At 63.2% G+C, this 23,434-nt stretch carries 22 protein-coding genes; 13 read left to right on the forward strand and 9 right to left on the reverse strand.

Annotation, left to right across the window (positions count from 1 at the left end; all coding sequences use genetic code 11):
* Positions 1–6: 6 nt before the first annotated feature.
* A complete protein-coding gene (locus ACLGL5_RS09335) occupies positions 7–684 on the reverse strand; it encodes a sugar transferase (RefSeq protein WP_027047680.1) in 678 nt (225 codons plus the stop codon).
* 601 nt (positions 685–1,285) lie between these two features.
* Between ACLGL5_RS09335 and ACLGL5_RS09340 the strand changes: the two genes are divergently transcribed.
* Positions 1,286–1,561: an exopolysaccharide production repressor protein gene (locus ACLGL5_RS09340; protein ID WP_010913072.1), complete on the forward strand. Its 276-nt coding sequence runs from the start codon at positions 1,286–1,288 to the stop codon at positions 1,559–1,561.
* A gap of 24 nt (positions 1,562–1,585) precedes the next feature.
* Here ACLGL5_RS09340 and ACLGL5_RS09345 read toward each other — a convergent pair whose 3' ends face one another.
* From ACLGL5_RS09345 to ACLGL5_RS09370, 6 genes are all read right to left on the reverse strand, one after another.
* The gene (locus ACLGL5_RS09345; RefSeq protein ID WP_069093253.1) at positions 1,586–3,430 is read right to left on the reverse strand and encodes an ABC transporter ATP-binding protein; all 1,845 of its coding nucleotides are present in this window, start codon (positions 3,428–3,430) and stop codon (positions 1,586–1,588) included.
* Between the two features lie 8 nt (positions 3,431–3,438).
* A complete protein-coding gene (locus ACLGL5_RS09350) occupies positions 3,439–4,470 on the reverse strand; it encodes a phosphoenolpyruvate carboxykinase (ATP) (RefSeq protein WP_069090850.1) in 1,032 nt (343 codons plus the stop codon).
* A complete protein-coding gene (locus ACLGL5_RS09355; RefSeq protein ID WP_069090851.1) occupies positions 4,467–6,389 on the reverse strand; it encodes a lasso peptide isopeptide bond-forming cyclase in 1,923 nt (640 codons plus the stop codon). Before ACLGL5_RS09355 ends, ACLGL5_RS09350 begins: the two co-directional genes overlap by 4 nt.
* A complete protein-coding gene (locus ACLGL5_RS09360; RefSeq protein WP_245307017.1) occupies positions 6,386–6,787 on the reverse strand; it encodes a lasso peptide biosynthesis B2 protein in 402 nt (133 codons plus the stop codon). The genes ACLGL5_RS09355 and ACLGL5_RS09360 overlap by 4 nt, the downstream gene beginning before the upstream one ends.
* A gap of 97 nt (positions 6,788–6,884) precedes the next feature.
* Positions 6,885–7,184 carry a PqqD family protein gene (locus ACLGL5_RS09365; RefSeq protein ID WP_069090853.1) on the reverse strand — a complete coding sequence of 100 codons (300 nt, stop codon included), beginning with the start codon at positions 7,182–7,184 and terminating at the stop codon, positions 6,885–6,887.
* A 136-nt stretch (positions 7,185–7,320) separates the two neighbouring features.
* Entirely contained in the window at positions 7,321–7,473 is a 153-nt protein-coding gene (locus ACLGL5_RS09370; protein WP_010913078.1) for a lasso peptide, read from the reverse strand.
* Positions 7,474–7,990: 517 nt separating this feature from the next.
* On the opposite strand from ACLGL5_RS09370, the gene ACLGL5_RS09375 reads away from it, so the two are divergent.
* The 8 genes from ACLGL5_RS09375 to ACLGL5_RS09410 all read left to right on the forward strand — a co-directional run bounded on the left by ACLGL5_RS09375 (position 7,991) and on the right by ACLGL5_RS09410 (position 16,424).
* Complete coding sequence (locus ACLGL5_RS09375) at positions 7,991–9,115, forward strand: nucleotidyltransferase family protein (protein WP_069090854.1); 1,125 nt, start codon at positions 7,991–7,993, stop codon at positions 9,113–9,115.
* A 64-nt stretch (positions 9,116–9,179) separates the two neighbouring features.
* Complete coding sequence (locus ACLGL5_RS09380) at positions 9,180–10,202, forward strand: glycosyltransferase family 2 protein (protein WP_083246523.1); 1,023 nt, start codon at positions 9,180–9,182, stop codon at positions 10,200–10,202.
* A gap of 288 nt (positions 10,203–10,490) precedes the next feature.
* A complete protein-coding gene (locus ACLGL5_RS09385) occupies positions 10,491–10,892 on the forward strand; it encodes a hypothetical protein (protein WP_019862842.1) in 402 nt (133 codons plus the stop codon).
* Positions 10,893–11,046: 154 nt separating this feature from the next.
* Positions 11,047–11,928 (forward strand): endo-1,3-1,4-beta-glycanase ExoK, encoded by an 882-nt coding sequence (gene exoK / locus ACLGL5_RS09390; RefSeq protein WP_019862844.1) that lies wholly within the window; start codon positions 11,047–11,049, stop codon positions 11,926–11,928.
* A 49-nt stretch (positions 11,929–11,977) separates the two neighbouring features.
* Entirely contained in the window at positions 11,978–13,309 is a 1,332-nt protein-coding gene (locus tag ACLGL5_RS09395) for a UDP-glucose dehydrogenase family protein (RefSeq protein WP_019862845.1), read from the forward strand.
* Between the two features lie 64 nt (positions 13,310–13,373).
* Positions 13,374–14,816: a GMC oxidoreductase gene (locus ACLGL5_RS09400; protein ID WP_069090855.1), complete on the forward strand. Its 1,443-nt coding sequence runs from the start codon at positions 13,374–13,376 to the stop codon at positions 14,814–14,816.
* 13 nt (positions 14,817–14,829) lie between these two features.
* Positions 14,830–15,279, forward strand: a complete 450-nt coding sequence (locus tag ACLGL5_RS09405) for a hypothetical protein (RefSeq protein WP_038651740.1) — start codon at positions 14,830–14,832, stop codon at positions 15,277–15,279.
* A gap of 65 nt (positions 15,280–15,344) precedes the next feature.
* Positions 15,345–16,424 carry a glycosyltransferase gene (locus tag ACLGL5_RS09410; RefSeq protein ID WP_019862848.1) on the forward strand — a complete coding sequence of 360 codons (1,080 nt, stop codon included), beginning with the start codon at positions 15,345–15,347 and terminating at the stop codon, positions 16,422–16,424.
* A 124-nt stretch (positions 16,425–16,548) separates the two neighbouring features.
* On the opposite strand, the gene ACLGL5_RS09415 is transcribed toward ACLGL5_RS09410, so the two are convergent.
* On the reverse strand, positions 16,549–17,571 hold the full coding sequence (locus ACLGL5_RS09415; RefSeq protein ID WP_069090856.1) for a phosphoribosyltransferase family protein: 1,023 nt from the start codon (positions 17,569–17,571) through the stop codon (positions 16,549–16,551).
* A 53-nt stretch (positions 17,572–17,624) separates the two neighbouring features.
* Complete coding sequence (locus tag ACLGL5_RS09420) at positions 17,625–19,121, reverse strand: lipopolysaccharide biosynthesis protein (protein WP_069090857.1); 1,497 nt, start codon at positions 19,119–19,121, stop codon at positions 17,625–17,627.
* A gap of 187 nt (positions 19,122–19,308) precedes the next feature.
* Here ACLGL5_RS09420 and ACLGL5_RS09425 point away from each other — a divergent pair, with 187 nt between their 5' ends.
* The 4 genes from ACLGL5_RS09425 to ACLGL5_RS09440 are packed head-to-tail and all read left to right on the forward strand — an operon-like array spanning position 19,309 to position 23,409.
* Entirely contained in the window at positions 19,309–20,481 is a 1,173-nt protein-coding gene (locus tag ACLGL5_RS09425) for a glycosyl transferase family 1 (RefSeq protein ID WP_069090858.1), read from the forward strand.
* Between the two features lie 15 nt (positions 20,482–20,496).
* Positions 20,497–21,486 (forward strand): glycosyltransferase family 2 protein, encoded by a 990-nt coding sequence (locus tag ACLGL5_RS09430; protein WP_019862852.1) that lies wholly within the window; start codon positions 20,497–20,499, stop codon positions 21,484–21,486.
* Positions 21,486–22,436: a glycosyltransferase family 2 protein gene (locus ACLGL5_RS09435; RefSeq protein WP_019862853.1), complete on the forward strand. Its 951-nt coding sequence runs from the start codon at positions 21,486–21,488 to the stop codon at positions 22,434–22,436. The genes ACLGL5_RS09430 and ACLGL5_RS09435 overlap by 1 nt, the downstream gene beginning before the upstream one ends.
* On the forward strand, positions 22,426–23,409 hold the full coding sequence (locus ACLGL5_RS09440; protein ID WP_069090859.1) for a glycosyltransferase family 2 protein: 984 nt from the start codon (positions 22,426–22,428) through the stop codon (positions 23,407–23,409). The genes ACLGL5_RS09435 and ACLGL5_RS09440 overlap by 11 nt, the downstream gene beginning before the upstream one ends.
* The last annotated feature ends 25 nt before the right edge of the window (positions 23,410–23,434 follow it).

Raw genomic sequence — 23,434 nt, forward strand, 5'->3', positions numbered from 1 at the left:
GACCGGTCAGTAAGAGCCGCGTGACATCCAGACGGCCGGCACGGTCTTGATGATGATGCGCACGTCGCCGAACAGCGACCAGTTCTCGACATAGTGGCGGTCAAAGGCGACGCGGCTGTCGTAGGAGACGTCGTTGCGGCCGCTGACCTGCCACAAGCCGGTCAGGCCGGGCCGCGACTTCAGATAGTAGACGGCGGCGCTGCCGTAGATTTCCAACTCGTCGCGCACCACCGGGCGAGGACCGACAAGGCTCATATCGCCCTGCAGAATATTGATGATCTGCGGCAATTCGTCGAGGCTGAGCTTGCGCAGCACCGCGCCGACGCGGGTGACGCGCGGGTCGTTCTTCAGCTTGCGGGTCGCTATCCACTCCGCATTGGCCTCTGGATTGGTGGCTAGATAGGCGGCCAGCACCTTGTCGCCGTCCGGAACCATGGTGCGGAATTTCAGGCACGGAAAAATCCGTCCGCCGCGCCCGATTCGCCGATGGCCGTAGAAAATCGATCCACCGTCGGAAAATTTGACCAGCAGCGCTACCATGATGAACAGCGGGCTGAGAGCGATCAGACCAACCAGTGAACCGAAAATGTCGAAGCTGCGCTTGATGAGGCCGCCGATCGGCGGCGGAAAATCGGTGTCAGCCTGCGAAAAGTCCGCCGTGGCCGACTTGGCAATATCCCTCATGCGGAAACTCCATGCGTTGAACGAATGGTTCACCACACGATACCAAAAAAATGTTGCAGCGCAACACACAATTTCCTGGCCCATTGAAATAGTCACGTCATGAATTGACTAAATAATAAGCTAGCGATGCACATTTTTCGGGATGTTTAGCACATTTGTGACAATAAATGGGCAAGCTTAAAAAAATGCGGACCTTTTTGGGGCGAATCTGGGGCAAGGCGTTCTCGCAGGCCCTGAATGGTACATATTAGAGCTTTAGGAAGGCGCAAAGTTCCCAACTATTAACATAAAATACTACATAATATTGGGAATTGTACTGAAACGGGTCGGCTCCTGCAGGTTGAGTGAATTGCGGTGGTGTGCGTTGCAGCATGCCAGAGTCGATCCCGCGAGCTCAATCAAAAATATGTGCGGTTGCCCTTGCCGCCTCCTGCTCGCCTTAATAGAATTGCAAATTATACCTGTCAGAGTGGCGACAGGTTGAAAGGCCGGAAGCAACCGGTCGATAGCGGGCACCTTTACAAGCCCGCATGACAAAGGGACGGCGCTCGGGTGGGGCTATCGTTTGATAAAACCCGGGCCGGTTTATGGGCTGTTGGGTATGTCGCTTCCAAAATTCATCGTTGGGATGATTTTCGCTCTTGCAATCGTCGTCGCCTGGTCATGGCTTGGTGGCGCGTCGCTAGGCATGACGCTGCTACGCGTCATCATCTGCGCCGTGATCATCCAGGCCGGCTATTTCGTCCTCGTCTATGCCATGATCGCCCGGAGCGCGCCGACGCCTGCCGACAGGCTGCGTGAAGCCGAGAGAAAGCTGAGTTCGCCAGACGTGACCGAAGGCGAGAAGCTGGGCAACGCCCGGCGCAGCCTGCACTAGTTCCTGCAAAGGATATCCGCGACCTCAGGCCACATTGGCGGGTTCGGTTTCCGACTGCTCCCCCGACAGCATCCTCGACAGCCGGCTCGCCGGCTTCGCCTTCAGCCGCTGATACTGGCCGACCTCCACGACGCGGCCGTCTTCCATCGCCACCACCCAGTCGGCGAAGGCGATCATCGACGGCCGGTGCGCGATGGTCAGGATGGTCATCGCGCCGCGCAAGCCGTCGATCGACCGGGCGATCAGCGACTGGTTCTGCCAGTCGAGCGCGCTGGTCGCCTCATCGAGGATGAGCAGCGACGGCTTGCGCAGCAGCGCACGCGCCAGCGCAATGCGTTGACGCTCGCCACCGGAGAGCCGCACGCCGCGGTCGCCGACCACGGTCTCGAGCCGCTGGTCGAGCCGTTCGACGAAGTCACCGGCATGCGCGGCGCGCAGCGCGATCCACAGATCGTCGTCGCTGGCCTGCGGCGCTGCAAGGCGCAGGTTGGCCGCGATCGTGTCATGCAGCAGGAACACGTCCTGCGGCACATAGGCCACCTGATCGCGCCAGCGCCGGCGATTGCCGGCATCGATCTCGACGCCGTCGACTAGGATCTTGCCGGCGGTCGGCTCGAGCAGGCCGAGCAGCATGTCGGCGATCGTGCTTTTGCCCGATCCCGAGGGGCCGATCAGGGCCGTGACCTTGCCGGCCGGCAGGCCGAAGGTGATGTCGCTCACCACTGCCTTGCCGGAGCCGTCATCGTAGCCGAAGGAGACGCCGCGAATATTCAGCCCGGTATCGAGCGACAGCTTTTGCGCATTCTCGGATTCGGCATGGCCAGGCTCGCGCTCGGCGTCGAAACGGGCCTGCAGGCTGCGCATGGCCGTATAGGCGGGCAGGTTGATCAGCACCTGCTGGGCCTGGGTCTGCATGTCCATGAAGCGCGGCGCGATGCGCATGAAGACGAGAAGCAGCACGACAATCTCGGCCAGCGACAGGTTGAAGCGGACCAGCGCCACATAGATGAACAGGCTGAGGCCCACGACGCTCGCCACCTGGAACACCGCGGTGCCGATCGAGCTGTTGCGCACATAGTCGATGTTGTCGGCCTTCATCTTTTCCAGCGTCGACTGCAACTGCGCGAAATAGCTGGCCTCGACATTCAGGCTCTTGGCCACCTTGATACCGCCGAGGAACTCCGAGACCGTGCGGTACTGATCCTGGCGATTGCTGGTCAGGACACGCCCGAAAGCGGTGGCGCGCGCGCGAAACGGCTGCAGTGCTATGAACATCACGATGCCGATGACGATCGCAAACGCCGTCATCACCGGTGAAATGAACATCGAGATCACGAGATAGCCCACCAAAAGCACTGATATCTGCACCAGCATCAGCAGCGAGAAGGCGGCGCCCTGGACGCGATCGATATCGCCGGTCAGGGCATGATCGAGATCGGAGCTGCGCATGCGCGAGAACACGCCCCAGCGCGCCTTGCCGATGCTCTCGAACAGGTTCATGCGCAAACGGTTGATGAAATCGAAGAGAAGCCTAGCCATGTAGACCGACTTGAAGCGGTTGAACGCGGCCTGCACGGCAACGAGCCCGACCAGCGCGCACAGCACCGTCGTCAGCTGCAGCGTTCCCTCCGGCACCAGCCAGCGCACGAAATCATTGTTCGGCAGCCGCACCGCGAAATCCTGGTCGGCGCGCCCGACAAGGTGCAGCAGCGGCACAAGCAGCAGGATCGAGATACCCTCCGTCAGGCTGCCGAGGATCAGGAACAGCAGCGCCGTCCAGGTCCGCCGCCCGCCGATCTGGGCGATGACGGCGCCGAACGCGGCGACATCGCGAAACAGCGACAGGCGAAGGATCGAGGATTTGGACATGATTGCGCTCACCGCTGCCGACGGCCGGCCGCCAGATCTCCGGTCATGAGGTCTTGGGCCGCCAGATCCCCGGCCGCCAGGTCGCTTTCGATCAGCGCCACGGCCTCGCCAATCCTGTCGAGGCCGGTCGGAACTTCCAGCCGGAACACGCCGACATGGTTAGCGATTGCTGAACATTGGCGAAGGTGCAGCGCCGCGAAATCGCCGGAGAGCGCCGCGCGGCCGAAGCGCGTCACATAGGAGAACTTGATGATCGCCGGCAGGGCGGCAATCCCGGGCAAGGCCGAGACCGCGGCCTTCGCGCCGCGCTCGAGGACATAAATCCTGGTCGCCGGCGCCATGCCGCCGGAGAAGGCGCCATGCAGGCGATGCTGCATCTTCTCGATCGCCGGATGCACTTGCGGCCGCACCTCCGCCTGGCCAAGCGAGATCGCGGCCGCCGCGTCGGCGGCAAGCTTGATCTGGGGAAAGCCCGGAACGATCATCGGCGCGTCCGGTCTGGCGAGATGCAGCGCCACGACATCGTCGGTAAGCAAATGATGACCGGCCCGGATCAGCGCGCTTGCCGTGGTCGATTTGCCGGCACCCTTGTCGCCCATGAAGATGGCGCCCCTGCCGGCCACCGCGATGGCGCTGGCATGCAGGACGAGCAGGCCACGCTGGTGCAGCAGCAGCGCCATCACCGGCCCGAGCAGTGGAAAGGCAAGCAGGGCGTCATCGACGCCGGGCGCCGGCTCGATATCAATGCGGCTGGCATTGCTGATCAGGAAGGAGCCGACGGGATGCCAAGCCAGATATTGCCGGTCCGGCTCGAAGCGGAAGATCGTCGCGGCCTCGGACGAAGGCTTCGGCATGTCGATCGTGCCGATGGCGATCAGTATATCCGCCGCAGCCGGCTCGGCCGGCTCCAGCTCGGGCAGCGCCACGTCGGACGCCACGGTCAGGCCATAGGCCCGGTAGTAGCGCCGCTCCCGCATCGTCTGGCCATCGGAAGGAGGATCGTCAAGATATGTGGCGAGCGGCTGGTTGGGAGGCGTCATGCGTGTCTCCCGCTGTGCTGGACCTGCCGCAGCCACAGCGACAGCGAGGCCGAACGCCAGACATACTGGACATCCAGCGGCGCTGCCTGATCGGGCTGGCGCAGCAGCCGCGCATAGGCGGCGCTCACCTGCGGCAGGTTGACATACGGCGCGATACGGCCGGCATCCGAAACCAGCAGCTGTTCCAGGAGGTCGCGGTGGTTGCGCACCATGCCGTTGACGAGATTGGCGGTGAAATCGATCTTGTCGCGCCGCCACTGCACCGCCGCCGGCAGGATGCCCTCCATGGCCCGTCGCAACACGTAGCGGCCAAAGCCGTGGCTGAGTTTCTCCTCGCCTGGCAGCGCCAGGCAGAATTCGACCAGCGGCTTGTCCCAGAACGGATAGCGCGGCTCGACGCCGAAATTGGCCGCGGCCTTGTCGAGCACTTCGAAAGAGTGCGGCACATAGCCGTTGGACAGGATCCAGCGATGGCTGAGCGCGTCGCTGGCCTGGACGCCGGGCGGCATGTAGCCGGCCCGATGGAAGCGGTCGATGAGTTCGGTCCGCCTGGCCAGGTCCGGATTGATCAGGTCGCGCCAGCTGCGGCCGCGCTGCATTCGCGTGGGCTTGCATATCCTGTTCAGGGCACGGTTCGCCAGCTGTCTCGCCTTGGCGATGCGCCAGGCCGGTCCGTAAAGGGTCAGGAACTGGAAATAGAGGCCGAGCGTGCTGTCGCCATAGGTGTCGGAGGCGCTGCGAACCTCGCGCCAAAGGTCCAGCCACCTTCCGCCATTGGCAAGCTCGTGCAGATGGCCGTGTCCCTGTGAGACGACCTCGTCGCCGCCATGGCCGTCGAGCAGCACCTTGATGCCTTTTGCGCCCGCCGTCCGGTAAATGCCGCGGGTCAGCGTCAGGCCCGGCGCCAGGAAGGTGCCCTCCTGTTCCTCCAGCACCCGCTCGAACTCGGCGAAGGGCGCATAATTGCCGACAGGGATCAGTGTCGGATCGGTCTTCTGCTGATCGAGCACGGCATCGATGAAGACCCGTTCGTCCATCGAAGAGCCCTTCTCGAAAACCAGCGAAAAGGTCGGCAGCCTGGGTTTCCGCTCGGCGGCGTTCTGCAGGCCGGCGACACAGGCGATCGAGGAGGAATCGAGACCGCCGCTCAGCATCGCGCCGACCGACTGGCTTCCGCGCATGCGGTTGCGCACCGATTGCGAAAATAGATGTGCGAATTCCTCCGCCGCATCCGACCGCGGCGGTCGTGCCGACGGCTCGATCTGCCAGTATCGGCGCAGCACCACCTGCTGCGCGGTGACAGTTAGGCTGTGGCGCGCCGGCAGGCTGAAGATATCGCTGTAGGGGGTGGATTGCGGGTCGTCCGGAAGCCCGGCCAGAAATCCCGAAATGCGGTGCTCGCTGATGCGCGCGCCGACCCCGTCAAGCCCAAGCATAGGCCCGATCTCCGAGGCAAAGGCAAAGCGCCGGTCCGCGGCGTGATAGTAGAATGGCTTGACCCCGAAATGGTCGCGCGCGCAGAACAAAAGCTGCCGCTCGGCATCCCAGATGGCAAAGGCGAAATCGCCCTGCAGGTGCGCGGGGCTGGCTTCGCCCCAGCGCAGATAGGCCCGCATCAGCAATACGGCGTCCGCAACCGACCTGTCGCGTATGCCAAGCCTCGCCATCAGCTCGTCGCGATTGTCCAGCCGGCAATCGGCGGTGATGGCGAGCTTGCCGCCTGCCATCGTCAGCGGGCCGGGACCGGCTTCATCCGTGGTGTTGAGCCAGGCGTGGCCAAGCGCGATGCCGCTGTCCAGCCACCAGGAGTTTCCGTCGGGCCCGCGATGGCGCATGCGGGCCAGCATCCGCTGGATGTCGCTTGCCGCGTCAACCGGCGCGGGGTCCTGTCGCAGCAGGATTCCGGCGACGCCGCTCATCGGCTGCCGTGGTCGACCAGATGCGCGAAACCATCGACGGAGCCGCCAAGCACGACATGGTTGTCGCTGACCAGCCAGGCATGCGCCTTCAACTGCTCGCCCGTGCCGCGTTCGATGCCGATGCGGATGTTGGAGGCATTGCCCTGGCGAGCGAGAATGTATTGGCCCGAAAGCGCCTGGGTAAGGCAGGTAGCGCGCGGAACGAACCGTGCGGCAGCGGCAACCCCCCAGGCGACGAGCCGCAGCTCGCCCATGCTGGCGCACTGGCGCGCGTCGAGTCGGGTCACCATGCCGCGAACACGGTTGTAGGAGAACAAGGTCAGCCCCAGCCGGACGGTCGCGACCACCAGCAGGCAATGGCAGAGGAAAAGTGCTTCCGGGCCACTCAGGGACAGCACCCTGGCCAATCCCCGGCCGGGCCGGCGGTTGGCAGGCCTCGGTCTCTGGTCCGTCGCAGGTCTCCGCCGCGAGATCATGGCCTTTTGCGGAACCTGCCTAGACAAGTGCCTCATTGTGCCGCCTCGCAAGTCCGTTTTCGGCGAAGCCCCTAAGCAAGGCGTCGACGTCAGCCTTGCAGCGCTCGGCGTCGACATTGTAGCGCGCAAGCACAGCGCTGCGGATATCGGCGATCGACTTCGGCTCCTGGATTTGCTCCCAGATGAACGCGCCGACGCTGTTGAGGCTGTAATAGATATTGGATTTCAGGTTGAGAAGCGCGAGGCCATCGCCGAATTCACAGGCCACCGCATCCCCGGTGGCACTTACGCAATCGTGCTCGGATGGGTACCAGTTCATGCCAAAACCTCGTTAGCAACACACGGCCTACGCGTCGTCAGTTCAAAAGCGGAAAGTCGGGGATTTTCATCCCCGGCTCCATTTACGGTCTTCAATCCTGGAGGCCCAACGTCACTCCTCCAGAACCAAGCTGGTCTCAGGAGAACGTCAGATCGCCAATCGGGGTGTGCGCCGGAAACGACGCGTCGATTGCCGTGCTGCCGCCACCGCCCTGGGTAATGGTTTCGATCGAACCATGTACCGTCAGGCTTGGCGTTTCGTACTCATGCTTTTCAACATTCTGTTCCATTTTACTCTCCAATGAGGACTGGAAACGGCCTGTCGAGTGCCGTCAGCACTTTCATGCTGCGATGCAATAGCTGCATAGCAACATTTATGAGTCAAGCCTGATTTACTTCTGGTTAATCAATTACGGGTTGCGGGCGTCACCATGCGTGTGCGGAATGCTCAAGATTCGGCCGCTGTCGAGCTGAAGCTCGGTGCAGTCTGCCTTCAGCACGGGCTATTCTTTAAGCAATTGAATTTGCTTGCATAAAAAGTTCATGGTGGTGGCGCTTTTTTAGGCATGGCTAAAAAGATGAATTCTTGTTAGCCAGCCGGTGTCGATGATCAGCTGAAGCCGCCTCGATTGGGTCGGGATTTCAGCCGTATGTTGCGCTGCTCGAGAAACGGCGGCAAACGCTCTGGTTGCAAAATTTCGCGCTGTGAAAGGAAAGACTTTACGGCGTCGAGCTTTTTGAGGATGCTTTGTTTCGCACCTGCAGCATAAACGTCGTGCAAACCGCATTTTGGAGACTATGCGCTCAATGGCCTTGCCGGAAAGTTCCTACGAACGACTGCGCGCAGCCGACTGTGCCGACGAGATTGCCTATGTGCAGGCCTGCCTGCGGTTGTATTTCTCAGGCGCGGCGGCTGCGGCCGGCGATGTGTCGACGCCGAGCCTTTCCGCCACCGCCGTCGCCGATATCGCCAGGCTGAACAAGGTCGCCACCTTCGTTTTGAAAGCGCTGTCGCGCGCCCCGGCCAGCGAAAGGCCCGCCGAGCTTTTCCAATGGCTCGACGCCTATCGTCGGCGGACGGTTTCGATGAACGCCGCCTGTCTCATGGATTCGATGGCGATCCATAAGGCGCTGCGCGACAGGCAGATCGATTTCGTCTTTCTCAAAGGTCCCTTCCAGCAGCATCTGCTCTATGACGACCATTTCATGAAGCCTTCGGGCGATGTCGACATCCTGGTTTCCCCGGCCGGATTCTCGAAAGCACGCGATGCGCTGCGCTCGATCGGCTATGAGGTCTCAGGCAAGTCACGCTCCGTCTGGTGGGTTCGCTTCCTTGGCGAACAGCACATGATCCGTGGCAACGGGCCGTCCACGGTCGACCTTCATTATCGCCTCCAGCAGCCCGGTTCGCCCAGCCCGCGCGATGCCGACGGCTTCCTGCGGCGCAAGCGGCTGGTCGAGATCATCGGCACCGAAGTGCCATTCACGTCGGCCGCCGACACGCTGATGCTGTCCTGCATCAGCGTCGCCAAGGCCCTGTTCAACCACGAACCCTGTGCCGGCTATGTCTGCGATATCAGGGCCAGCGCCAACCGTCTTGGCGAGGCCGATCAGCAGCGTGTGCTGGATGCAGCGGTAAGCCAGGGGCTGGACGACACGTTGCTGCTCGGCCTGCGCGCCGCCGATGTACTGCTGGGCGCCACCGGCACGCTTCTGTCGGAGCGGGCCAAGCCGATCTTGTCGCGCATCGGCAATGATGACCTGCTCAACATGGTCATCGCGCCATGGCTGTCGTCCTTGCGGTGGCCGCAGCGGCGAACCGTGTTGTGGGAATTGTGCGGCAGGGCTCCCGTGCGCTACCTGGCCGAGGCCGGCTGGGCAGCGTCGGCGGATCTCAGTCGCCGCATCTTCGAGCGGCCGGCCAGCCCGTGATGGCGGTGGCGTCGCAATACGTACAGGGCGAGGGCAAATCGGAACCTGTGCAAGAGGCTAACCCATGTCGATGACGAAATCAGAGGTCTGCGTGATCATCGCGGCCAAAAATGCGGCACGCACGATCGCGGTCGCCATCGCGTCCGCATTGCGCGAACCCGAGGTGGCGGAGGTCGTCGTCGTTGACGACGGCTCCACCGACAACACGACCGAGGTCGCCCGCGCCGCCGACGACGGCAGCGGCCGGCTCAGGGTCATGCGCCTCGACGTCAATCGTGGCCCCTCCTTCGCTCGCAATGCCGCGATCGCCGGCTCGAAAGCGCCGTTCATCAGCATTCTGGATGCCGACGACTTCTTCCTCGAGGGCCGGTTCCGCAACCTGTTTGCCGCCGCCGACTGGGATTTCGCGGCCGACAACATCATGCTCATCAGGGATGATGCGACGAGCGACGCGACCAAGATCGTCGCCCCGGATTTTGCCGCCGATCCGGAATTCCTCGACTTCGAGCGCTTCGTCGAAGGCAACATCTCCAGGCGCCGCGTGCAGAGAGGCGAGCTTGGCTTCTTGAAGCCGGTGATCAGCCGCGCCTTCCTCGACCGGCACCGATTGCGCTACGATGAAAGCCTGCGGCTGGGCGAGGATTACGAGCTCTACGCCCGCGCGGTCGCCCATGGCGCGCGGTTCAAGGTCATCCGTTCCTGCGGCTACGGCGCCATCGTACGCGCTGATTCGCTCAGCGGCCGCCACAAGACGCAGGACCTGAAGCGGCTGGCCGACGCCGATCTGGCGCTGTTGACGATAGACAGCCTGCCGGAAGGCTCCAAGGCGGTGCTGCGGCGGCACGAGCGGCATGTGCGCGACAAATACCGGCTGCGCAATTTCCTCGACGTGAAGGCCGAGCGCGGGCTGGCTTCGGCCGCGGCCTACGCCTTTGCAAGTCAATCCAACCTGGTCCCCATCGTCCAGGGCGTGGCCTCCGACAAGCTGGAGGCACTGTTTCGGCGCGTTGGCCTTGTGTCCGGGCAAAAGCGCGTGCCGCCGCTGCGTTTCCTGATGGCCGGGACCAGTGCGGGCAAGGAGCGGTAAGGGGCGGGAATGCTCGCTTCATCCGTCAAACAGCATTCGCACGGTGCAAACCATTTCCAATGGATTTAAGAGTTTACGAATTGGGTGGTTGCCTCACGGCTCCGACGATGGCAGTCTATGTTGCGGTGCAGCAAATTGAATGACCAACCGAACTGGCCCCCGATCGGATTGGTCCGACGTCTCTCCCGTCAAAAGGAGCTGGACAATGCGGTACGAGCTTTTCAGCCCCGCCTGCGGGGATCGGCCAGTGGTCGGCAGGCAAGCCGGCGATAACAGGAATTTAAGCCCATGGCCTCGATATTTGGCTTCAGATCAAGGGATCCTGCCCGCGACCGGCAGGCCGACATAGCGCGCCACGACCGGCTGGCGAAACTGTTCGAGCAGATCGCCGCCGAGATAGAGGCCGAGAAAACCGGCCTGGAGAGCCGCTACCGCAAGACGGCGACCAATGCGGCCTTTCTTGTCGAAGCCATGGAAAACGGCTCCGCTTCGCAGAGGCGCTCATCCGAAGTCAGCGCGCTGACGCAATCGATCCTGAATTGCGAGCGCCGCATCGCCGCCTTGTCGCGCCAGGACGGCCTGATGAAAGAGCTGCGTCATTCGCTGAATATGGTCTTCGACGCGGCTGGGGAGTCCGATTCGGCCGACGCGGCCGATTTCGCCAGGCCCGCGGGCGCCGGCCGGGCGTGAGACTACTTCAAAGGCATGATGCAAGCTTCGAAGGTATGATGCAGACAGGAGAGGATTTCGGGAGGGCCGAAGAGGAGGCCAAGGTTGGCCCGTTTGGAAGCGGTTCAAACGTCGACTTTGGGTTGGGGACGCACAGCACAAAGGTGAGTTTGGTATGAATTTGGATCCGAAAACCACGTCCACGACAGCAATTGACGCAACCTCCGTCGCGCATCAGACCCGGCAAGCCGACCTGCGGCGGTTGGGCTTGATCGGCGGGTTGCTGCTGGCTGCTCTCGGCAGCCTCTTTGCGGCTCCCTCCCATGCGCAGGATATCCAGTCCGCTCCCTCTTTCGTCGATGATTTCAAGAGCTTCGACAAGTCGCGCTGGTATGTGTCCGATGGCTGGAGCAATGGCAGTCACCAGAATTGCACCTGGTCGAAGGGGCTGGTGGAGCTTTCAGACGGTGTGCTGTCGCTTGGCTTCGAAAAACAGAAGCTGAAGGATCGCGAGTTCGCCTGCGGCGAGATCCAGACCAAGCAGCGCTTCGGCTATGGCACCTATGAGGCACGGCTGAAGACCGACACCGGCTCCGGCCTCAACGCGGCCTTCTTCACCTATATCGGCCCGTCGGACAAGCAGCCCTGGGACGAGATCGACTTCGAGATCCTGACCAAGGACACCTCCAAGGTGCAGGTCAACGCCTATATCGACGGCAAGGGCAAGAACGAGAAGCTGGTCGAGGTGCCGGGCGGCACGGACAAGGGCTTCAACGACTACGCCTTCGTCTGGGAGAAGGACAGTTTGCGCTGGTACGTCAACGGCCAGCTGGTGAACACCATCACCGACCCGGCGAAGCTGCCCAGCCATGCGCAGAAGATCTTCTTCAGCCTTTGGGGCAGCGACACCATGAAGGGTTGGATGGGCGCCTTCGCGGATCCGGGCCGCAAGCTTTCGCTGCAGGTCGAACGCGTTGCCTTCACCGCGCTCGGCCAGCCATGCCAGTTTCCGGAATCGCTCGTATGCAGCGTAAAAGAGTTGGGAAAGACGAATTGAACCGGCCGGACCGAGAACGGGTCGCGGCCATGGATGGGAATGAAACCGAATGAACTTGACGGTGTTTGGAATTGGCTATGTCGGCCTCGTGCAGGCGGCGGTGCTTGCCGAGGTTGGCCACCAGGTGGTTTGCGTCGACATCGACGAAGGCAAGGTGGAGCGCCTCAACCAGGGCTTCGTGCCGATCTTCGAGCCAGGCCTCGAAACCATCGTCAGGGAGAATCATGCCGCCGGCCGTATCAAATTCACCACCGATGCCGCCGCCGCCGTCCGGCACGGTGAAATCCAGATGATCGCGGTCGGCACGCCGCCCGGCGAGGACGGCTCGGCCGACCTCAAATATGTTCTGGCCGTCGCCGAGACCATCGGCCGCGAGATGGATAGCGCCAAGATCGTCGTCGGCAAGTCGACCGTGCCGGTCGGCACCTGTGAAAAGGTGAAAGCCAGGATCGCCGAAACGCTGAAGAAGAGAGGGCGTGAGGATCTTGCCTTCGACGTCGCCTCCAATCCCGAGTTCCTCAAGGAAGGCTCGGCCGTCGCCGACTGCATGAAGCCCGACCGCATCATCGTCGGCACCTCGAGCGAGGGGACCGAGGCGGTGATGCGCGAGCTCTACGCGCCCTTCAACCGCAACCACGAAAAGATGATCGTGATGGATGTGCGCAGCGCCGAATTCACGAAATACGCCGCCAACTGCATGCTGGCCACCAAGATCAGCTTCATGAACGAGATGGCCAATCTGGCCGAGCAGCTCGGCGCCGACATCGAGGAGGTGCGCAAGGGCATCGGCAGCGATCCGCGCATCGGCTACCACTTCATCTATCCCGGTCTCGGCTATGGCGGCTCATGCTTTCCCAAGGACGTCCGCGCCCTGATCAAGACCGCCGAGGGCGTCAAGTTCGATGCCAAGCTGCTGCGCGCCGTCGAGGAGCGCAACAATGACCAGAAATCCGTGCTGTTCGACAAGGTGAACCGCTATTTCAAGGGCAATCTCAAGGGCAAGACCTTTGCGCTGTGGGGCCTGGCTTTCAAACCCAACACCGACGATATGCGCGAGGCGCCGGCGCGAGTCCTGATGGAAGCGCTGTGGAAGGCCGGCGCGACCGTACAGGCTTACGATCCCGAGGCGATGCAGGAATGCCAGGCCATTTACGGCCTGCGCGACGACCTGCTGCTCTGCGGCACCAAGGAAGCGGCCCTGCGCGGCGCCGATGCGCTGCTCATCGCCACTGAATGGAAGAGCTTTCGCGCCCCGTCCTTCGATGCGTTGAAGGACGCGCTGACCACGCCGGTCATCTTCGACGGCCGCAACCTCTATGACCCCAAGGTCGTGGCGCGCCACGGCATCGAATATCACTCGATCGGCAGAATGGCGGCATGAGGGCGAGCGCGGGAAGCAAGCGGAATTTGGCACACGCGCACGGCGCGGAAAGGAGTTGCGGCTGATGGTGCTGGACGTAAAGCCAGAGCAAATCACCAAGGATCATTTCGATCTCATCGCGATCGGTTCCGGTTTCGGTTCGGCCTTCTTCCTGCACGAATTCGCCAAGCGGCGTAAGGCGCGCATCCTGATCCTGGAATGGGGTCGGCACAACACGCATGAATGGCAGCTCGGCCAGAACGCCAACACCGACATCGACGACGAGACGACCTACAAGACCAACTCCGACAAGCCGTGGAATTACACGATCGGACTGGGTGGCGGGACCAACTGCTGGTTCGCCCAGACGCCGAGGTTCCATCCCAATGACTTCAGGCTGAAAAGCACCTATGGCATCGGCAATGACTGGCCGATCAGCTATGACGATGTCGAGCCGTTCTACTGCGATGCCGAAGAGATCATGTCGATCTCCGGCGATCCCGACATGGCGGCGATGCTGCCGCGATCGAAACCGTTTCCGCAACCGCCGCATCGCATGTCGACGCCGGACAAGATGATGAAGGCGGCCCAGCCCGACCAGCATTTCGTCATGCCGACCGCCCGCGCCCGAGTGCCGACCGCGCAGCGCACCTCGTGCTGCGCCAATCTGCGCTGCTGGCTGTGCCCGGTCGACGCGAAATTCACCGCCAACAATGGCCTGATGCATGTCTTCGAGCATCCTGACGTTTCGGTCTGCCTCGGCGCGGAAGTGCGGCGGCTTGATCAGGTCGGCGGCACGGTCCGTTCGGTCACCTTCGTTCATGACGGCAAGGAGTATCAGGTCAGCGGCGACCTCTTCATTCTCGGCGCCAACGCCATCCAGAGCGCGGCGATCATGCTGCGCTCGGGGCTGGGAGACGAATTCGTCGGGCGCGGCCTGCATGAATCCTATGGCTGGAATTTCGAGGTCTATCTCGACGGCGTCGACAATTTCGACGGCAGCACCATCACCACCGGACTGAATTTCGGCCTCTATGACGGTCCGCACCGGTCCGAGCACGCGGCGGCGCTGGTCTATTTCGAGAACCGCTGGCAGCACGGGATGCGCGCCGAGAAGGGACGTCTGCGGCAGGCGCTGCCGTTGGTCGTGGTCACGGAAAACCTGCTCGATCACGAGAATTTCGTCACCCTCGACGAGGACGACAATGCCTTCGTCTCCTTCAAGGCGCCGTCGGACTATGCGGTCAAGGGCATGGCCCGGGCGCTGGACAAATTACCGGCACTGCTTGCCCCGCTGCCGGTCGAACGGCTCTTCGACCGCGGCATCCGGCCAACGGAATCGCATGTCCAGGGCACACTGAGGATGGGTACCGGCCCCGCTGATTCGGTGATCGACAGCAACATGATCCATCACCGGTTGAGAAACCTGGTTGTCGTCGGCACCAGCACCTATCCGAGCTGCTCCTGCGCCAATCCAAGCCTGACCGCGGCGGCTTTGTCCCTGCGGGCGGCGAGCCGGATCGCGTGAGAGGAGCGGGCCGATGATCGAAGTCACACGGCGCTCCGCACTGGCCATCCTGGCGGGTGGCGTTGCCTCGACGGGCGTTGCCTATGCCGCCGTCTCCTCGTTTTCGGACGAGGATCTGGTTCGCGTCACGCTGGAAAAATACCTCGGCAGGCTGAATATGCGCATCGAGCATCTGCAGCAGTTCGTGCTGGAGTTCCGCAACCGCAACCCCTGGATCTTTCCGAGCGAGAAACTTAGCGACGCAGTCACTCTGGTCGAGGAGCTCAAACTGGGCGCCGCCCGCCGTCTGCTGCCCCAGGAGAAGCGGGAAGATCTGATACATTTCGACCGCTGGGTCATCGCCGAATTCCATATGCTGACGGACTACGCCTGGCGCAGTTCGCCTGACGATCCGATCCGGTTCACCGGATGGAACTCATGCACCAATCCGTTCGCGACGCTTGATCCGCCACAGAGCGCTTGAGGCGCCTTCGACGCGGCCGTTGATCGGCCGCATGACTGAAACGCGAAAGACCAGGAGCCAGGATCATGAAAGTCCTCTTTGCCAGCGGCAACGGCTATCCGCCCGAGTTCGGTGGCGGCGTCCAATCCAGCACGCATCATCTGGTGCAGCAGTTGATCGAACATGGCCATGAAGCGTCGGTGCTCTGCGCCCTGTTCGGCGACGGCATGTTCGGCTTCAAGGCGCGCGCCAAGATGAAGCTCATGCGGCAACCGGCGGTCGTCGACAGCTTTCCCGGTTACCCGGTGATAAGGACATGGTTTCCCTGGGAGGCGGCAGGGTTTGCCGTCAAGAAACTGAAGCCGGATGTGACGGTGGTCCAGTGCCACAAATCGGTTCCGCTCGGCAAAGCCCTGCAGGCCGAGGGCGTGCCGCTGGTGGTCTATCTCAGAAATGTCGAGTTCCATGAGCTGGGCGGCGATTTGCGCGAGTTGGGTTCCGCGCTCTACATCGCCAATTCGGAGTTCACCGCGCGCAGCTACAAGAGGGAATTCGGCATCGAGGCGACGGTCATTCCGCCGACCATCAACCCGACGCAGTACAGCACGCCGACCACGGGCCAGTTCGTCACCCTGATCAATCCCTATGAGGAGAAGGGCTTCGAGCTGGCGGTGCGCATTGCCGGCGCCTGCCCGGAAATCCCGTTCCTGTTCGTTGAAAGCTGGAAGCTGGAGGACGACCATCGCGCGCGCATCGAGGAGACGATCGCGCCGCTCGGCAATGTCACGCTGGAGAGCCGCACCAACGACATGAAGACGATCTATGGCCGCACCAGGATCCTGCTCGCGCCCTCGAAATGGGAGGAGGCCTGGGGCCGAGTCGCGTCCGAAGCCCATTGCAGCGGCATCCCCGTCGTCGGTTCCCGGCGCGGCGGTCTGCCCGAAGCCATCGGCCCCGGCGGCACGGTGCTCGACTATGACGCTCCGCTCATCGACTGGGTCGCGGCCGTCAGGCAGCTGTGGAACGACAACAAGGAATATGAGCGGGTTTCAAACCTCGCGCGCGGCTTCGCGGCGCGTCCGGAGCTCGATCCCGATCGGCAGTTCGTCACCTTCTTCTCGATACTGGACAGGGCGGTGCGGCAGCGCGCGCTGCAGGCCGCTTAGAGCAATTCCAGGAAAAGTGTGAGCGGTTTTCCGTCCGGAATTGCGTTAAAACAATAGGATAGAGCGGTTCGCCGTTTCTGTGAAACGGTTAAACGCTCTAGCCAGCACTCAGCAAGCCAGCCGATCAGGCCGGGCGCTTGACCCGGCTTTTCAGCGTTTCATAGCCGCGGGCGCCAAGCAGGGCGCGGGCCAGGGCCTTGGCGGCGCCCTTGCGGCCTTGCTGCGAGTTGATCTGCCGCAGCCTGGCCGGCAGGTTGCGCGCCGCCTGGCCGAGCGCCGGCAGCGACAGTGCGTCGGGAAAGCTCACCATATGGGTTTCGACACACAGCACCGGCTTGCCTGACAGCTCCGTGATCTTCAGCGCCTGCGCATGTTCGCTTTCGATGAACAGGATGGCGTTGGATTTGCGGTAGAAATCGGCCTTGAAACTGCCATGCGCGCCGAGCCGCTGACGCTCCGCCTTGCTCGGCAGGTCGAGCATGATCAGCTGGTCGTACAGGATCCCGTTCTTGGCCAGCCACGCCTCGGTCAGCGCGCGGTATTTCTCCAGCCGGCTGGTGACCAGCCAGCCGATCCTGTGGGTCGGGGCATGCAGCGGCCGCGCTTCGCTGAGGAATTTCTCATAGGCCGGACCATCGTCGTTTTCCGCCTCGGTCGGATCGAGGCACAGCACGCCGTCTATGTCGACGCAGCATTGCGCCAGGAATTTGTGATGCATGAAATTCCACTGGAACATGCGCGGATGCGGCACCACTTCGAAGACGACGTCGGTTTCCCGATGCTTCGGCTCCAGGCCGAATACCGCGGCATAGATGAAATCACCCTCGATGCCGGCAGCCTCGATACGGGCACGGGCATCGCGCATGGCGTTGCCGCCGGCGATGCTGTCGTCGATCACAAGCACCTTGCGCATGTCCGAGACCTTGCGGTCGAGTGCGGCACGCCGCTTGGTGATGCCTGACGTATAGACCCGGCCTTCCAGGAAGGAATCCAGATCGGTCATCGGAATGTTCGCCGCAAGGCTGACCAGCGTCGCCGCCAGCACGCCGCTTCTGGGCACGCCGACCACAAGGTCGATGTCGCGCGGCAGCCGGTGAAGGTTGCCGACAATCGTGTCGTTCATGTCGGAGATCGATCGGTAGTGCATGGATCAGACCTGATGTTCGTGTGGATATTGGGTAGCCGGCAAAGGCGCCGAAATTATTGCGCCTCGCGCGGCATTGCCGCCGGCCGTCTTGCCGGCAGCATTTTCAGGGCCTCGCGCAAGGCCTCGCGGCCGGATGCGAAGGCCAGCGCGACGACAACGGTGATGAGGTAGGCAAGCATGGCACCGCTGGCCAGGGCGACGACATGCTGCTGCGGCAGCATCGGCTTGATCAGCCAGACCGCCGCCAGTGCCAGATGCGCGCCGAGCACGAACGGCGTTGCCGCGCGCAGCACATGGCTGGCCCGCAGCGGTCCGCTCTTGCCGACATAGAGCCACAGGAACGGCGTGCGCAGATATTCGCTGACCGCATAGGCGATCGCCACGCCGAGCGCGCCATAGGGCAGGCCGAGCGCGAAGGCGAGCACCGAGGTCACGGCGGTGATGATGCCCCAGCGCATGAAGTCGCCGGAGCGGCCCTGGCTGACGAAAAGCCAGCCCGCCGGGTTGTTGAGCGGCTGCAGCAGCCCGGCAAAGCCGAGCGCCAGGAAGATCGAGGCGCTTGCGCGCCACTGTTCGCCGAGCACGAAGGGGATCAGCACATCCGACATGGCGGTGGCGAAGGCGACGCCGGGCAGCGCCACCAAAAGGATCAGCGGCATGACGCGCAGATAGGCGCTGCGGTAGCGGTCCGGCTCGTCCTTCAGCCTTGACAGCGCCGGCACCATGACCTTCGACAGCGGATTGGTGATCTGGCTGAGCGGGAACAGAAGCAGCTTGTAGGCGCGGTCGTAGAGGCCGAGTTGCTGCTCGCCCCAGTATTTGCCGATCAGCACATTGTCGAGGTTGCGGGCAAAGAAATTGGCGAAGTTGAAGCCGGTGATGCCGGCGCCGAAATGGATCAGCTCGCCGATGCCGGCGACCTTGCGCGGCAGGCCGGGCCGCCAGCGCGAGCTTGCCCAGTAGCACAGCGTCGGCAGCACCGCGCCGGTCAGCGTGCCGGCAAACAGCGCCCAGTAGGAGCGGTCGATGAAGGTCCAGGCAATCGACACCACCAGCCCGGCAACCGCGCTGGCGACGTCGATGATCGCCAGGCGCCCGAACTGCATGCGTCGTGTCAAAAGCGCCAGATGCTGGGCGCCGAGCCCATAAGCCATGATTTGCAGCCCGAACGCGGCGACCAGCCCGGCCACGCGCGGCTCGCCATAGAAGGCCGCGACCAACGGTGCCGCACCCGCGAGCACGCAGGCCAGGATGGCGCTGACCGCGACATTGATCCAGAAGAGGTAGTTCACCTCCTCATGGCGGATGCCCGTTTTCTGGATCGTCGCCTGGGTCAGGCCGAAATCCTGGAACAGCGCGATGAAGGCCAGCACCGGCGCGCACATCGCCACGACGCCGAAATCCTGCGGCGACAAGAGCCGCGACAGCACGATGACGGATATGATCTGTGTCGCGACCCGCACCGATTGCGACATGGCGGTCACCACCGCGCCGCGCCCGACCGATTTACGCAGCGAGCCTTCCGGCGGATCGAATGGGTTGGCTTCCAAATTCAGGATTCCTGATTTTTGCGCGGATTTCCGAACCCTGAAAATCCACGACCGCCGCCATCCCCAAACTACGGCAATAATTTTGCAGTGCAACAGAAAATGTCCATTGCCGCGCCAAAAATGTTGCGATGCAGCAAGAGCTGTACTAGCATCCCTTTGGGTGGGGTCAAACAGCGGTCGAGTTTTCATGCTGCATGTCTTGTACCTGGTGCACGATGTTTCCGATCCGGCGGTTCGCCGACGGATCACAATGCTCAGGACAGGCGGCGCCCGGGTCACTCTGGCGGGCTTTCGCCGCACCGCAACCCCGATTGCCGATATCGAAGGATTGCAGCCGGTCGACCTTGGGGCGACGCGCGACGGCCGATTCGCCCAGCGCCTGGCGGCGGTCGCGAAAGCGACGGTTTCGATAGGCGCGAAGCTGAAGGGCGCGCCGCGGCCCGATCTCATCATCGCGCGCAATCTGGAAATGCTGGCGCTGGCGCGCCGCGCCAAATCGGCCTTCGGCGCCACGGTGCCGATTGTCTATGAATGCCTCGACATCCACCGCCTGGTGCTTCGCGACGACATCTTCGGCAAGGCGCTGCGCGCCACCGAGCGCCATCTGGCGCGCGACGTGAAGTTGCTGGTGACCAGTTCGCCCGCCTTCATCGCCAATTATTTCAAGCCCTTCCGCCAGGTTGCCGCCCCCGTCGAGCTGATCGAGAACAAATATTTCGAGGCAGCGGCGATCCTGCCCGGCGAGCGTGAAACAGTCGAAGCGCCTGCCGCCCCGCCCTGGCGAATCGGCTGGTTCGGAGCACTGCGCTGCCGGCGCTCGCTCAAGCTTCTGGCTGATTTCACCCACCGCATGGACGGACGTTTCGAAATCGTGCTGCGCGGCCGTCCGGCGCTCTCCGAATTCCCGGATTTCCACGCCTTCGTCGATGCCGAGCCTTATCTGTCGTTTCGTGGACCTTACCGCAATCCGGAGGACATGGCGGCGATCTACCAGGACGTGCATTTCTCCTGGGCGATCGATTTCTTCGAGGAGGGGCAGAATTCGGAGTGGCTGCTGCCCAACCGTCTCTATGAAGGCTGCCGTTTCGGGGCGGTGCCGATCGCTATGGGCCATACGGAAACCGGACGGTTCCTCAGCCAGCAGGACATCGGCATCCTGTTGCCCAAGGCGACGCCCGAGGCGCTCGAAACTGCGCTCGGCACGATGGAGGAGCAGCGCTTCGGCAGACTGAAGGCGCGCGTGCTTGCCCGCAATCCGAGGACGTGGAGCTACGATCGCAGCGACTGCAGCGCGCTGGTCGAAAAGCTGCGCCGCCTGACCACCGTGCGCGAGCCCCTCGCGACTGAAGCCCTGGCATAGGATGAACATCGCCCGATGACGCAAGCGCTTCCCTCTAGCCTGATCGTGATCCCTTGCCTGAACGAGGCAGCCCATATCAGTGCGCTTCTCGGCCAGCTTTGCCCGGCGGCGGCAAGGCTTGGCGCCCGGATCGTCGTTGCCGATGGCGGCAGCACGGACGGCACGCTGGCCATTGTCGAGCAGATCGCCGCCAAGGACCCGCGCGTTGTCCTGCTTCACAACAAGCGGCGCATCCAGAGCGCGGCGATCAATCTCGCCGTCGGCACTTTTGGCGAAGGTGCGGAATATCTCATCCGCATCGACGCGCATGGCGGCTATCCCGACGATTATTGCGACCGGCTGCTCGAGGAAGCGCTGGCCACATCAGCCGATTCGGTCGTGGTTTCGATGCTGACCAGTGGCAGCGGCGCCGTGCAGAAATCGGTCGCGGCGGCGCAGAATTCGAAACTCGGCACCGGTGGTTCCAAGCATCGTCACCTCTCCGCTGGAGAATGGGTCGACCACGGCCATCACGCGCTGATGCGGATATCGGCCTTCGGTGCTGTCGGCGGCTATGACGAGACCTTCAGCCACAATGAGGATGCCGAGCTCGACTACCGGCTGCGGCAGGCCGGCTACAGGATCTGGATGAGCGGCAAGACGCAGATGGTCTACTATCCGCGCGCCTCGCTCAAAGGCCTCTATTTCCAGTATCTCGGCTATGGCCGCGGCCGCGCCAAGAATGTGCTGAAGCACCGCGTCATCCCGAAGGTCCGGCAGATGGTGCCGCTGGCGGTCTTCCCGGTGGTTCTTCTGGCGGCCTTCTCCTTCGTGCACTGGATCGCGGCTGTGCCGCTGCTGATCTGGGCTTCGGTCTGCCTCGGCTATGGGCTGGCGACGGCCATTCGCCAGCGCAATGCCGATATCGCGCTGACCGGCGTCTCGGCCATGGTCATGCATTTCGGCTGGTCCGTCGGCTTCTGGCTGCAGCTTCTCGGCCTCGGCGCGCGACGCGGGGTGGCGTGATGGTGGCTCAGGCCAAGAACCGCAGCATCGACATCGGCGTGTGCACGTTCCGCCGGCCGGAACTGGCCGACACGCTGCGCTCGCTCGCCGCCATGGACATGCCTGAGGGCTTCGATATCGGCGTCATTGTCGCCGACAATGACGACACGCCGAGCGCGCAGGCATTGGTGACGGCGCTGTCGCACGAATTGGCCCTGCCGGTCCGCTACCGGCATGCGCCGGCGCGCAACATCTCGGTCGCCCGCAACGCTTGCCTCGATGCCAGCGAGGCGGATTTCCTCGCCTTCATCGACGACGATGAGACTGCCTCCACCCGTTGGCTGGCCGAGTTGGTGGCGACGGCCGAGGACAGCGGTGCAACGGCGGTGCTCGGCCCGGTGCGGGCGCTCTACCGCCCTGATGCACCCGAATGGATGCGCCGCGGCGATTTCCACTCGACCTTGCCGGTCTGGGTACGCGGCGAGATCCGCACCGGCTACACCTGCAACGTCCTGCTGCGCATGCGGTCGGACAGCCTGCGCGGCCGTCGCTTCAGCCTGGCGCGCGGCCAGACCGGAGGCGAGGACACCGAACTCTTCGATCAGATGGTCAAGGCCGGCGGCCGCATCGCCTTCGCTCAAGAGGCCTGGGTGGACGAGGTGGTGCCGCGCTCAAGGGCCGCGTTCGACTGGCTCGGCCGCCGTCGCTTCCGTGTCGGTCAGACGCATGGTCACCTGTTGGGCAGCAATGCGCGCGGCATCGGGTTGATCAAGCATGTCGGCCTTGCCGCGGCAAAGGCGGCCTATTGTTTCGCCGCGGCCCTTCCCGTGGTCGCCAGCCCGGTGCGCAGGAACCGCAGCGTGCTGCGCGGCATCATGCATGTCGGCGTCGTCAGCGGCCTTGTCGGCGTCCGCGAACTCCGCCTCTACGGTCAGTCGTCACCTGGGGAAGGAGGCAAGCGTGCAGCCTGACGTTTCCCCAACCTCCGATGTTTCAGTCCCCGATGTTTCCTTTGTCATCGCCGCCTACAATGCCGAGGCGACGCTCGACCGCGCGATTGCCAGCGCCATCGCGCAGAAGGGCGTCAGCGTCGAGATCATCGTCGTCGACGACCAGTCGCGCGACGCCACGCTCGATGTGGCGCGGGCCTACCCGCAGGACATTGTGCGCGTCGTCGCGCTCGCCAGGAATCGCGGTCCCGGCGGCGCCCGGAATGCCGGGCTCGACGTCGCCCGCGGCAGATGGGTCGCGGTTCTCGATTCCGACGATGCCGTCTTCCCCGGTCGCATCGCCGCCATGATCGGCCGCGCCGAAAAAGCGGGTGCCCAGATCGCCGTCGACAATCTCCAGGTCATCCGCGAGGACGGTGTCGTCGAGGATGCGATGTTCCCAAGGCGGTATCTGGAAGGCCTGAGCGAGATTTCGCTGGCCACTTACATCGCCGGCAACGTGGTCTTCGAATCGAAGTTCAACCTCGGCTACCTCAAGCCGATCTTCCAGCGCCGGTTCCTGGACGAAAACCGGCTTCGCTATGACGAGAAACTGAGGATCGGCGAGGATTACATCCTGTTTGCCGAGGCGCTCGCCAAGGGCGGCAGATGCGTGGTCGAGCCGGAGATCGGCTACGCCTACCATATTCGCAGCGGTTCCATCTCCCGTGTGCTCGAGCTTCACCATGTAGAAGCGATGCGCAAGGCGGATGCCGTATTCGCTCAAACCCATCGGATGGACGAGGCGGTCCTGGCGGCCTTTGCCCGGCGCGGCCGCAGCCTGCGCAAGGCAGCCTCCTTCCTGGCGATGGTCCAGCACATCAAGGCGCGGTCCCCGCTCAAGGCGATCCGGACGGCGCTCAGCGACCCGGCGGCGGTCAGGCATATGGGCATGCCGATCGCCGTGCGGTTGCGACGAGTAGCGGCACAATTTGCCGTGGGGGCGGGGAGGTGAAGATGCAGGCACATGGAGGGATTTT

This window comes from Mesorhizobium sp. U510 (assembly GCF_059180695.1).